Source organism: Enterobacter cloacae complex sp. SHL009 (genome assembly GCF_049237205.1).
Taxonomy (GTDB): Bacteria; Pseudomonadota; Gammaproteobacteria; order Enterobacterales; family Enterobacteriaceae; genus Enterobacter; species Enterobacter cloacae_M.
Window position 1 is genome coordinate 122232 of sequence record NZ_JBMKIW010000006.1, and the last position, 12168, is coordinate 134399.

Here is a 12168-nt window from a genome sequence, read left to right on the forward strand (position 1 = left end):
AGTTTTGTGCTATAAGTTATTGTATATCGAATGCTGTTGTCGATATTTAGATAGGAGGGCTAATGATGGAAAAGCTCAGATACGCAAAGTTGTCAAATCCAAAGGGTAACGAAGCCGATGGTTACTCAGTTAATAATGACTTTGAAAAAGTTTATTTAAAATATGAAGCCCAAGGATTATTTAATCAAGTTGATGCAATGATGGATGACTGGATAGATAATCGAGTACAAACTAAAGAGGCTCATATTTTTAAAGATATAAAAAAGCATCATTTAATAAAAAAATGACTTTATAACGGGGAGCCGAAGGCTCCCTTTTTTTTTAAAAAAAAATAAATATTAGATATTACTCCACTACGACATCAAAGATTATTAGATAAAAATTCACTCAACCGTTGAACTAAATATTATCTACACACTAATATTTAATTGAATGGCATTCGTTATGTGTGTTAAACCTTTTGAGTCGCTGAAGATTTAAATATCTTGTAATGCTTTCTCAGCGCGCAATGCTCTCCCCGCCACGCCTGCCCGCTTAAGGGGGCGCTTTTAATGCAGGTGCATGACCGGCCTCAGGGCGCGCCAGTGCCGGCGCTGGTGGGGGATTCAGTGTCTGTAAAACGCATGCAAAACCATGCACCTATGCATGCATGGCTTTTATACGTAAAAATGGCGGGATTTTCGGGGATTTTTAAGCGGACTACTGCACGACCAGTTCTGCACGGCGGCGGGTGTAATTCAGGTTCTGTGCAGGCGTGAATTTTTCACGACTATCATCGCACGAAGCCGCGTCAGGCCTGAATCCGATGGCCGTTAAAATGTCATTATCCTGCGCCGAATAATTAATTTTTTCACCGGCGACCAGCCAGAGCTGTAGCGCCTCACGCAGACAGTCGAGTGAGTGCTGCATGGCGCAGCGCTGAACGGTGGAGTGTTGCCCGGAATAATTCATCAGCTCCGGGGCAAGGGCGGCGGCCAGCTCCGCGCCGTGTACCTGCATAAAATCATTTAAACGGTCTAGGATACTGATGCGCTGCACCTCCTCATGCGAACGGATATAGCGACCGGCAGCCTGATTAATTTCCCACTTTTTCACGTCGATAATCTCGCGCAGCGTTTGCAGGCTCCGGCCGCTGTGGCCGTTACCGGCAAGCTGTTCGCGGTATGCCTGTTCGGCCTGCTTCAGTTCATCCCGGCGTTGCAGCCAGGCGGATTTGTTTGCCTGACAGGCCTCAAAGGCTTTCTGTAGCGTCAGTGTGGACACGTATGTTTCTCCTGATGTCTGGCCGTGCTCACGCACCGGCACGGTTAATGGTGGGCTCCGGTGCGGGTACAGGGATGACCGGCTTTGTTGCCGGTGAACGAATAACCCCGTCGATGGATTCAAGCGTGCGGAACGTGGCCGAGCATTCGATGTTCATGCACTGGTGATAGCGCTGTTTGACGTTATCGGACAGATACCGACTGGTGCGGGAATGCGCGCTGGTTTTGCAGAACGGACAGTGAAACATGCTTACTCCTCCGCTTCTGTCTCGCCATTTTCAGCCAGTTTTCTGGCGAGCATCATTCTCTTCGCAGGGCTGCGTAACAGCTCCGTATCAACGTCAGTAATCTGCGGCCGGTGCATGCCCGTCACGGACAATACAGGCTCCTGTGTCATGTCGAAGTGATACATGCTGCCCTGACGGCTCAGCGCGTCGCGCAGCTCGCCGGTGGCCACGGACTGCGGGGCACTTTCACCCTTCATTTCGAGGGCACGAATGCGCAGCAGGAAAGCGCGGATGAGGGCGACAGGAACGGCGTTGACAGCCTGAGCCCATTCCGCACCGGCATAAGCGGTAAAGGCATCTTCATGCGCTGACAGGTATTTATTGCCGGTGGAGCAGGCATTCAGCATGGCGCGTGTCCGGTCTGTCTCCAGCTCCGCAATCAGGCCGGTGAACTCGTCGGCCAGCTCGCGACTGGCGATACGCCTGCTGTGCTCAGCTTTCATTTCAGGGGTAAGACTGCCGCGCAGGGTGCGAAAGCGGCTGCGCCAGTCCTGCTCCGCTTCTGCGCTCTCATCGAGGGCGGTCTGCCGCTCCTGCTTACAGCGTTCAATGGACGTATCAATCTCTTTCAGAACCTGCATGCTGGCCGCGTGGGTGTCTCTGGCCGTAGTGAATACGCTCAGCTTGTCGGTGATGCGCTGGCTGTTCTCTGCGGACTGCCTGGCGGCAACATCTTGCAGGGCGGTGATGAGTGTTTCGGGTTTCATGTTCAGGCTCTCCGTTTATTCAACCTGAAATGATTCTGCCCTTCATCACACAACATCTCGATTCATTGCAGTTGTGGCAGTTCTGGCACAAACAGCACTTAAAATCCTGCTTGCCAGAGAAAGGTCTCAGCAAAACCTTACTCATCGTTTGTTTTTTTACTTATAACTGTTCACCACTGTTCACCTTAAATAAAAATATAAGTAATACAGTAAGATAAAGGGTGAACAGTTGAGGGTCTGACTGTTCACCGTCTGTTCACCACTGTTCACCCTCCTGTTTTGCTCTGTCTATACCACTTAGACTTTATTTCGATTAAAAATGAAAAATGTATAACTAAAAGCAATAGAAATTGCTGCATTGTAATGCAGTGATTTGCATATCTTTGCCAGCGTTTGTCTTTGTTTGCCAGAGCGAAAAGTCAATGTTTGTTTCCCCAAAAATCTCACATGACCTGAGGAAAAATATAGACATAATAAGGAGCTACCCGAAGCCGGAGGGACATGACCGGCACTGTATGGACATTATGAGGTAGCCCGATGCAAACCGCTTTTTCTTCCCCATCTTCTGCCCCTGCTGCGCCGCTGATGCCGGTTTCTGATGCCGTTCAGGAGCGCTTTATTCGCCTGCCCGAAGTGATGCATCTGTGTGGCCTGTCCAGGTCAACCATTTACGACCTCATCAGCCGCGAGGCTTTCCCGAAACAAATCAGCCTGGGCGGCAAAAACGTGGCGTGGGCGCAGTCTGAAATCACGGCATGGATGGCGGATCGCATTGCCGAACGCAACCGGGGCTGTGACGCATGATGATGACCGTTCAGCAAACCGCCCCTTTTTCTGGCTTGCTTCTTTTCGCCGTTTCCAGGTATAGTTTTCCCGCTGTCGCAAAATCGGCAGCCGGGATTTGCAGCCCGTGTAACTCAATGGCGACACCAGACGCGCCATGCGTCTTTTTTTATGTCGTAGCTCAGACACACCCATTTTTCGGGCTGTGGTGTTTACACCGTGGCTCCTGTCAGATAATGGTGGTTCGGGCGGGGCAGCCTTCGGGCTGGCCGGTATCCATTGAGGCCGGTACTGCAAACCCTGTCCGGGCCACCACCCATGAGATTTGCAGCTCCGGTGGTGGCGATAACCGCTACTCAATGGAGGTTGCCCTTATGGCTACGACCCTCACCCCGTCACACCCGCAGTTCATCTTTGTGTTTGCCGCCGTTCGTCGCGCAGACCGTAAACCCCGTATCTGTATGCTCCGCACCGTTGCCGGTGATGAACACGCGGCACGTCGTTCCCTTGTTCGCGATTACGTCCTCTCTTTTGCTGGCCGTCTGCCGGTTGCGGAGGTGCATGCATGAGACACTCCACCATTACCGCCCGTGACCTCGAATGCCTTGAGCATATGTGCAATGTCGGCAAGCTCGTCAGTGAGCTGATGCAGGTGCAGAACTGCACGCCCGCTCGCCGTGACCCGGCGCAGCATTCACATCTCACCTCCGTGATTTATCTCATGACCGCCCAGCTCGACGGCGTGGTCGAGCGCTGTAATCAACACCGGCTGACCGGGGAGGACAACGCATGAAAAAGCCTCTGTCACTCGTATTACGCGCCGCGCTCTATCGCCGCGCCGTGGCCTGTGCGTGGCTGACGGTATGCGAGCGTCAGCACCGCTACGAACACCTCACTCTCGACGCGCTGGAAAGCGCGATTGCCGACGAGCTGGAGGGCTTCTATCTGCGCCAGCACGGTGAGGAAAAAGGCCGCCAGATTGCCTGTGCGCTGCTGGAAGATTTAATGGAAGCCGGACCGCTTAAGGCCGCGCCGTCGCTGTCCTTTCTCGGGCTCGCCGTGATGGATGAACTCTGCGCCCGTCATATCACATCGCCTGTTATGCACTGAGGGAGAAAATAACGATGAAAATGAACGTAACGGAAACCGTAAAACAGGCGTGCGGCCACTGGCCGCGCATTCTCCCTGCGCTGGGTGTGAAGGTCATTAAAAACCGCCATCAGGCCTGTCCGGTGTGCGGCGGCTCTGACCGCTTCCGCTTTGACGATAAAGAGGGGCGCGGCACATGGTTCTGTAACCAGTGCGGTGCGGGTGACGGTCTTAAGCTGGTCGAGAAAGTGTTCGGTATGACCGCATCAGAGGCCGCCGGAAAGGTGGATGCCGTGACCGGCAACCTGCCACCGGTTGCCCCCGAAGTGATTGCGGCCGCAGAGGCTGAAACCGAAGCTGACCGTAAAGCGGCGGTCGCGCTGGCCGTCAGACTGATGGAGAAAACCCGCACGGCCAGTGGCAACGCCTACCTGACCCGCAAGGGCTTCCCCGACCGGGAATGTCCGGTACTGTCGGCCACACACAAAACCGGCGGCGTGACGTTCCGCACCGGTGATGTGGTTGTCCCGCTGTATGACGATACCGGCGCGCTGGTAAACCTTCAGCTCATCAATTCTGAGGGTCTCAAACGCACCCTGAAAGGCGGGACGGTAAAAGGAGCGTGCCATACCATCAAAGGGAAAAAACAGGCCGGAAAACGCCTGTGGATAGCGGAGGGCTATGCGACCGCACTCACCGTACATCACCTGACCGGTGAAACCGTCATGGTGGCGCTGTCGTCCGTGAACCTCCTTTCTCTGGCGAGCCTTGCCCGTCAGAAACACCCGGCCTGTCAGATTGTGCTCGCCGCCGACCGTGACCTTAACGGCGACGGCCAGAACAAAGCCGCAGCGGCCGCAGACGCCTGTGAGGGCGTTGTTGCCCTGCCGCCGGTGTTCGGTGACTGGAATGATGCTTTTATGCAGCACGGCGAGGAGGCCTCGCGGAAAGCGATTTATGACAACCTCCGGCCACCGGCGCAAAGTCCGTTTGATACCATGAGCGAGGCGGAATTTACCGCCATGAGCGCCAGTGACAAGGCTCTGCGGGTGCATGAGCATTACGGCGAAGCGCTGGCGGTGGATGCGAACGGCCAGCTCCTGTCCCGCTATGAAAACGGCATCTGGAAAAATATTCCTGCCGCCACTTTTTCACGGAATGTGGCAGATTTATTCCAGCGCTTACGCGCCCCGTTCTCATCCGGGAAAATTGCCTCGGTGGTGGAGACCCTGAAGCTGATTATTCCGCAGCAGGAGGCACCGGCACGCCGTCTGATTGGTTTTCGCAACGGGGTACTCGATACCCAGAGCGGCCTGTTCAGCCCACACAGCAAATCGCACTGGCTGCGCACTCTGTGCGACGTGGATTTTACTCCGCCGGTCGAGGGGGAAACGCTGGAGACTCACGCGCCGAACTTCTGGCGCTGGCTCGACCGGGCGGCCGGTAAAAATCCACAAAAGCGCGACGTGATACTGGCCGCGCTTTTTATGGTGCTGGCGAACCGCTACGACTGGCAGCTCTTTCTCGAAGTCACCGGTCCCGGCGGGAGCGGCAAAAGTATTCTGGCCGAAATTGCGACCCTGCTCGCCGGAGAGGATAACGCCACGTCGGCCGATATCGATACGCTGGAAGACCCGCGCAAGCGTGCATCCCTGATTGGCTTCTCGCTGATACGTCTGCCTGACCAGGAAAAATGGAGCGGTGACGGTGCAGGGCTGAAGGCCATTACCGGCGGTGATGCGGTTTCGGTTGACCCGAAATACCAGAATCCGTATTCAACACATATTCCGGCGGTGATTCTGGCCGTGAACAATAACCCGATGCGCTTCACTGACCGCAGCGGCGGTGTGTCGCGCCGCCGGGTAATTATTCACTTCCCCGAGCAGATTGCCCCGGAAGAGCGCGACCCGCAGCTCAGGGATAAAATTGCGCGCGAGCTGGCCGTTATCGTGCGCCAGCTTATGCAGAAATTCAGCAACCCGATGACCGCCCGCGCACTGCTCCAGTCGCAGCAGAACTCCGATGAGGCACTCAGCATCAAGCGCGATGCTGACCCGACGTTTGATTTTTGCGGCTATCTGGAAATGCTGCCGCAGACCAACGGGATGTTTATGGGTAATGCCAGCATCGTCCCGCGTAATTACCGTAAATATCTTTATCACGCGTATCTGGCCTATATGGAGGCCAACGGGTACAGGAACGTGCTCAGCCTGAAAATGTTCGGGCTGGGGCTGCCCATGATGCTGAAAGAGTACGGCCTGAATTATGAGAAGCGGCACACAAAGCAGGGGATACAGACCAACCTGTCGCTGAAAGAAGAAAGCTACGGCGACTGGCTGCCGAAATGCGACGAACCCGCAGCGACATAACCCACTCCAGACCGGCTACAGCCGGTCTTTTTCTTTCCGGCAATTGCCATAAGGTGAACACTCCACTGTTCACCCTTCACCGTATATTCACCCTGTATCAGTATGAAATTATTGATAAAAAAGCAAAGGTGAACAGTGTGAACAGTAAAACCGGAAAAAACTTTTTATCCCCCCGAGTATTGCCTGACCGGGCGCCCCCGGAACGAGTAAAGCGAACAAAGGTGAAGAGTCGACTGTTCACCCTTCACCAACTCATCATCACTTAACTTAATGATATAAAATGAGAAATAACCGAGGTGAACAGTGTGAACAGTTAAATGCAAAAAAACTTTTTTCTCAGCACTTGGATAAAAGAAAATTAATTCACATCAATAGCTTTCCTCTTGAATCCTCTTGAGGTTTATGAGAGCGTAACAGAGCCAAACCTAGCATTTTATGGGTTAATAACCCATCGGGCCATGAGTCATGGTTTCGCCTAGTATTTTAGCTATGCCCGTCGTTCAGTTCGCTGAGCGGCGGCTGGGGGCCACCGATCAGCGAACTGATCGACGTGCTCAAGTAGGTTTGGCTCTTTTAGTCCTCTACCATCAAGGTGCATAAGGATATTCTCGATGCTGACTCAGCTAAAAAAAAATGGTACTGAGGTATCCAGAGCAACCGCGTTATTTTCATCATTCGTTGAAAAGAACAAAGTAAAATGTCCTGGTAATGTAAAAAAATTCGTCTTTCTGTGTGGTGCTAACAAAAACAATGGAGAACCATCAGCAAGACGATTGGAATTAATAAATTTTTCTGAAAGGTATTTGAATAACTGTCATTTTTTTCTTGCTGAACTAGTTTTCAAAGAATTAAGCACCGATGAAGAATCATTATCTGATAATTTATTAGATATCGAAGCTGACTTATCTAAATTAGCTGACCATATTATCATTGTTTTAGAAAGTTATTCATCTTTCACGGAACTTGGTGCATTCGCATACAGCAAGCAATTACGCAAGAAATTAATTATAGTTAACAATACAAAATTTATAAATGAGAAATCATTTATAAATATGGGACCAATAAAGGCTATTACTCAACAATCACAACAATCTGGTCATTTCTTACATTATAAAATGACAGAAGGTATTGAAAGTATAGAGCGCTCTGACGGCATTGGCGAAATATTCGATGCTCTATATGATATTCTTTCTAAGAATGAGAGAGCAATTTCAAGAACTTTAAAAAAGGAAGAGTTAGATCCTTCCAATAACTTTAATAAAGACTCAGTACGATTTATTCATGATATAATTTTTGTATGTGGCCCTTTACAGCTTAATGAACTTATCGAAATAATCACCAAAATTTTTGGTACAGAAAGTCATTACAAAAAAAACCTTCTAAAGCATCTTGGTATTCTAATGGCTATTAGAATAATATCATGCACAAATGGAGTTTATTATTCTCTGTATAAAGAATATTATTTTAAATATGATTTTGATATTGACAACATCTCATCAATGTTTAAGGTTTTTTTCCTCAAGAACAAACCAGAAAGGATGAAGGTATATGAGAATATATAGCCTGATTGATTCTCAAACATTAATGACTAAGGGATTTGCTTCTGAAGTAATGCGGTCACCTGAGCCTCCAAAAAGATGGGATATAGCTAAGAAAAAAGGCGGTGTGAGAACAATATACCACCCATCATCTAAAGTAAAACTAATTCAATATTGGTTAATGAATAATATTTTTTCTAAACTGCCAATGCATAATGCTGCATATGCATTTGTTAAAAACCGTTCAATAAAAAGCAACGCCTTATTGCATGCTGAATCAAAAAATAAATATTATGTAAAAATAGATCTCAAAGATTTTTTTCCTTCAATTAAATTTAGTGATTTTGAAAATGCATTCACTCGTTATAGAGATCGCATTGAATTTACAACAGAGTATGACAAAGAGTTACTACAACTTATAAAAACAATCTGTTTCATATCAGATAGTACTCTCCCTATCGGATTTCCAACGTCACCTATAATTGCAAACTTTGTCGCAAGAGAGCTTGATGAAAAACTTACGAGAAAACTAAACACAATTGATAAACTTAATGCCACTTATACACGATATGCAGATGATATTATTGTATCTACAAATATGAAAGGGGCTAGTAAAATAATTCTAAATTGTTTTAAAAGGGCAATGAATGAAATTGGGCCCGACTTTAAAATAAATATTAAAAAGTTCAAAATCTGTAGTGCTTCGGGTGGCAGTATCGTAGTAACCGGGTTGAAAGTTTGTCATGATTTCCATGTTACATTACATAGGTCAATGAAAGATAAAATAAGATTACATCTTTCTCTTTTATCAAAGGGAGTATTAAAAGATGAAGATTTTAACAAACTTTCAGGTTATATTGCTTATGCAAAAGATATAGACCCTCATTTTTACACTAAGCTGAACAGAAAATACTTTCAAGAAATAAAATGGATTCAAAATCTTCATAATAAAATTGAATAAGCCATTGATTTTGAATAAGTTCCTAGCAAGTTTATTGATTGTATTGCGAACAATGTGAGATTGTTAGGGTGATCTACACTCTCACTACTGTGTATAGCAAAGTGTATAATTCATTTCCCCCCGAAAATAAAATCAAATAAAATCAAATAATTACATGGAGTTTATCACTCCTGTGATCTTCCGCCAAAAATGTCATAGATTTCCAAGTATTTACCTACGTTTTGTTCATTTTGCGGTCTACTTCACATTTTCATTTGTAAAATAAATATAATCATCTTATTTCTATCTACAAATAAATGAGATCGTTATGAACGATATTCAAAAGGAACACCTTTCACCTTTTTTCTCTATTCTAGTTGGTTTTAATAAATCAAATTACACAGCTAAATTTTTACATGAATCCATCATGAAAATCATTGATACAAAAATTCATAATGAAGGAGAAATAAAGAAATATTTAACCACTACTGAAATCATTAAAGAATCCACCGTGTTCATTTCTCCTTACTCTATAAATAAAGTACCCAGTTGGACTAAAAAAAATGATATACATGATATTGAAAATCATGTTGCACTGACTTTTACTCGAGGCAATTATGTTGCTTTTTATTTTTCTGAAAAAGGAATGAAAGATTCGATAAGAGAATATTTTAAGAGTACCATATTGCCAAATCTACATCCTGTAGAAATATCGCACTTAAATCATTTGTTTATTGACGAAGACAATATCAAGATGCTTTGGCTTTTAGGCATACATGGAAAAAATACATTTAAGGCTGATTCAAAAGTACTAGGTGGTAATAGCGTAGCAGAGTCTTTAGATCCACTTGAAGACCAATCTTACATGATGTCTGCTGTAAGAACAGAAATCGGAAATAATAATAAAACCATTGGTCTAAATCCTTTCAAGTCATCTATCTGGAAGGGACCTTGCAAAGACTGGGTTACTTTTGAAAACAACGTCATAGAAATATTGGACATGCTAAATTCCAATAATCAAAACAATTTATCTCCTATAGGTATTCTCGCTAGCCCAATAAATGATCTCAAAAATGTAATTGATGCCTATGATTTTTCAATAATTGACCCAGATTTCATTTCCTATGAATTGCCACTTAAAAAATTAGATTTATTAAGGAACATCAGAAATAAATATAGAATAGAAATTTCATTAACGCTTAATGCATCATTTACCCTAAAGGTGTTTTATGAAAATTCCTACTGCGGTGATATTCAAGTAGCGCTTAAAATAAAAGATTATATTACTAGTTTTGAAATTATTAGCCAGCAGCATGCCCCACAAAAGAAAGATTTACTTAATAATTATGCGAAAGTTTTTAAACATTCTGATTTAATTAAGTGCTGGTATGAATCAGGACATGCAGTAGTAAACAGTTGGACTTTTAAGACTGACTACAAAGATGTTACTTATAATGGTTTTATCTGGGCAGATTTTGAAAAGTATGATATTTGTAAAGAAAAACCATTAAACTCAGAAAAACTCGATTTAAAACAAATAGGAAAACAAGATTCTCTATTTTGTTGGGTTAAAAACCGCTGGAATAGCCGCTGGGACACGTTTGATAAATTCAACACAACCGAAAAACCGAGTGGATGGCTCTATTGTGACGATGGCGCTGGTGAGAAAGCAGACTTTATCCATATTGACGATCATAATGATCAAACGATCATATCATTGATTCATATTAAAGCAGCCAATAGTAATAGTAGCAGCAGAAGAGTATCAGTTGGCGCTCATGATATTGTCTTAAGTCAAGCAGTCAAAAATTTGAGATATGCAAACCGTAAAAATCTCATCCAAGATCTTACAGAAAGAACTACCAGCTCTCAGAACAAAATGTGTTGGTTTGAGAATAAATTAATTCAATCTTCGGACTTTCTTACCAAACTTTCATCATTGAACTCAAACCCGACTAAAATAAAAACTCGGGTCATAGTTATACAACCTCATACAACAAAAAGTTATTATACAAAAACACAAAATAATAACATCAAAAGACAGCTGGATGTTTTATTAGTCAGTTCAGACAATGCGATAAAATCATCTGGCGCAGATTTTCATATAATTGGTTTTAATGACGACTGATTTTAAATAAAAAATTTTAACCGTTAGGCTTTATTCCCTTATTACGCAACGCCTCTCTCGCCAGTTCCTTCAACCAGCTGGCGAGGCTCACCCCTTCCTCAGCCGCTACCGCATCCAGCTGTTCCTTCAATGCCGGATCAATACGCATTTTAAACTGCGGAGACTGCCCACCGCCTTTTGGTTTTTTTTCGCGCGATATGATTGACATGAGGCCACCTATCCACCTACTCTGACACACATAGGAGGCCACCTAATCCTCCTGTATTAGCAACGCTCCGAAGTGCGGGAACACAACCGGAGCGTCTAACCTCACCAACTATCAAGGAGTTGATTATGGCTGATTCGCATTCTACCCCAGACACAGACCAATCCGGAACCGAGCGTTCGTTAATTGTGGGACACCGCCCGAATGTTTTCGACAAATCCACTCCGAAAATCATCCTTTCCGGCAAGTGGCTACGCGCGGCGGGGTTTGATACCGGACAGCAGGTCACGGTAAAGGTGATGAAAGGGTGCATCGTTCTGGTGGCGTATAACGAGCAGGAGCAGCGTTTGCAGGATGATTATAAACGGACGAAGGCAAAGCTTATTGAGATAGAGGATGCGCTTACAGCGATCCAAACTCCGCGTCCTGGAAAGCGCCTCGCAAAATCAAATACAAACCACCTGGCTTAGCGACTGTTTCTGGCATACAACCCGCCAGGCGCGTTAGACGATGTAGATGGGAGAGGACATGCAGAGAAAGTCGCAACCCAATCTCCCTGTTCGAACCATCAATTAACATCTCATAAATAGAATTTCTGATGGCGAAATTGATCAGCATTCAACTATCCGGAAATTCCGGATAGTTGGCCAGGAAAGGAGACATCAGATTTCCACTGAGAGATCACTACAATCTCACAGCAACACTCGTAGTTACGCTCAGCTCGTGGCACCTAGTATCGCCTTTACCGGCCATAGGGCTATTAAACTAATATGCAAAGGATCTAACGCCATCACTCTCACGCTCATATAATATCTAAATTGATAGCCAACAATTATTCACGAAATATATAATTCAAAGGT

Annotated in this window: 14 protein-coding genes; 10 read left to right on the plus strand and 4 right to left on the minus strand. The window is 45.8% G+C overall.

Annotation, left to right across the window (positions count from 1 at the left end):
* Positions 1-62 precede the first annotated feature (62 nt).
* On the plus strand, positions 63-287 hold the full coding sequence (locus tag ACOTZC_RS15355; RefSeq protein ID WP_047737310.1) for a hypothetical protein: 225 nt from the start codon (positions 63-65) through the stop codon (positions 285-287).
* 412 nt (positions 288-699) lie between these two features.
* On the opposite strand, the gene ACOTZC_RS15360 is transcribed toward ACOTZC_RS15355, so the two are convergent.
* Genes ACOTZC_RS15360 through ACOTZC_RS15370 form a run of 3 tightly spaced genes read right to left on the minus strand, consistent with a single transcriptional unit; the run spans position 700 to position 2256 of the window.
* Positions 700-1263 (minus strand): phage polarity suppression protein, encoded by a 564-nt coding sequence (locus ACOTZC_RS15360; protein WP_421635857.1) that lies wholly within the window; start codon positions 1261-1263, stop codon positions 700-702.
* Between the two features lie 28 nt (positions 1264-1291).
* Positions 1292-1510: an ogr/Delta-like zinc finger family protein gene (locus tag ACOTZC_RS15365; RefSeq protein ID WP_421635858.1), complete on the minus strand. Its 219-nt coding sequence runs from the start codon at positions 1508-1510 to the stop codon at positions 1292-1294.
* A 2-nt stretch (positions 1511-1512) separates the two neighbouring features.
* The gene (locus ACOTZC_RS15370; protein ID WP_214606657.1) at positions 1513-2256 is read right to left on the minus strand and encodes a capsid protein; all 744 of its coding nucleotides are present in this window, start codon (positions 2254-2256) and stop codon (positions 1513-1515) included.
* Between the two features lie 537 nt (positions 2257-2793).
* Here ACOTZC_RS15370 and ACOTZC_RS15375 point away from each other — a divergent pair.
* From ACOTZC_RS15375 to ACOTZC_RS15410, 8 genes are all read left to right on the plus strand, one after another.
* A complete protein-coding gene (locus tag ACOTZC_RS15375) occupies positions 2794-3060 on the plus strand; it encodes a helix-turn-helix transcriptional regulator (RefSeq protein ID WP_017694457.1) in 267 nt (88 codons plus the stop codon).
* The gene (locus tag ACOTZC_RS15380; RefSeq protein WP_421635859.1) at positions 3057-3608 is read left to right on the plus strand and encodes a host cell division inhibitor Icd-like protein; all 552 of its coding nucleotides are present in this window, start codon (positions 3057-3059) and stop codon (positions 3606-3608) included. The genes ACOTZC_RS15375 and ACOTZC_RS15380 overlap by 4 nt, the downstream gene beginning before the upstream one ends.
* Complete coding sequence (locus tag ACOTZC_RS15385; protein ID WP_421635860.1) at positions 3605-3832, plus strand: hypothetical protein; 228 nt, start codon at positions 3605-3607, stop codon at positions 3830-3832. Before ACOTZC_RS15380 ends, ACOTZC_RS15385 begins: the two co-directional genes overlap by 4 nt.
* Entirely contained in the window at positions 3829-4149 is a 321-nt protein-coding gene (locus ACOTZC_RS15390; RefSeq protein ID WP_163279558.1) for a DUF5375 domain-containing protein, read from the plus strand. Before ACOTZC_RS15385 ends, ACOTZC_RS15390 begins: the two co-directional genes overlap by 4 nt.
* Positions 4150-4163: 14 nt before the next feature.
* Complete coding sequence (locus ACOTZC_RS15395) at positions 4164-6497, plus strand: primase-helicase zinc-binding domain-containing protein (protein ID WP_421635861.1); 2334 nt, start codon at positions 4164-4166, stop codon at positions 6495-6497.
* Positions 6498-7108: 611 nt separating this feature from the next.
* Complete coding sequence (locus tag ACOTZC_RS15400) at positions 7109-8059, plus strand: retron St85 family effector protein (protein ID WP_014830125.1); 951 nt, start codon at positions 7109-7111, stop codon at positions 8057-8059.
* A complete protein-coding gene (locus ACOTZC_RS15405; RefSeq protein WP_014830124.1) occupies positions 8046-8996 on the plus strand; it encodes a retron St85 family RNA-directed DNA polymerase in 951 nt (316 codons plus the stop codon). The genes ACOTZC_RS15400 and ACOTZC_RS15405 overlap by 14 nt, the downstream gene beginning before the upstream one ends.
* Before the next feature lie 307 nt (positions 8997-9303).
* Positions 9304-11103 carry a hypothetical protein gene (locus tag ACOTZC_RS15410; protein ID WP_421635862.1) on the plus strand — a complete coding sequence of 600 codons (1800 nt, stop codon included), beginning with the start codon at positions 9304-9306 and terminating at the stop codon, positions 11101-11103.
* Positions 11104-11119: 16 nt separating this feature from the next.
* On the opposite strand, the gene ACOTZC_RS15415 is transcribed toward ACOTZC_RS15410, so the two are convergent.
* Positions 11120-11311 (minus strand): toxin-antitoxin system HicB family antitoxin, encoded by a 192-nt coding sequence (locus tag ACOTZC_RS15415; RefSeq protein WP_049042829.1) that lies wholly within the window; start codon positions 11309-11311, stop codon positions 11120-11122.
* 125 nt (positions 11312-11436) lie between these two features.
* Here ACOTZC_RS15415 and ACOTZC_RS15420 point away from each other — a divergent pair, with 125 nt between their 5' ends.
* Complete coding sequence (locus ACOTZC_RS15420) at positions 11437-11778, plus strand: SymE family type I addiction module toxin (protein ID WP_047173735.1); 342 nt, start codon at positions 11437-11439, stop codon at positions 11776-11778.
* Positions 11779-12168: the final 390 nt, after the last annotated feature.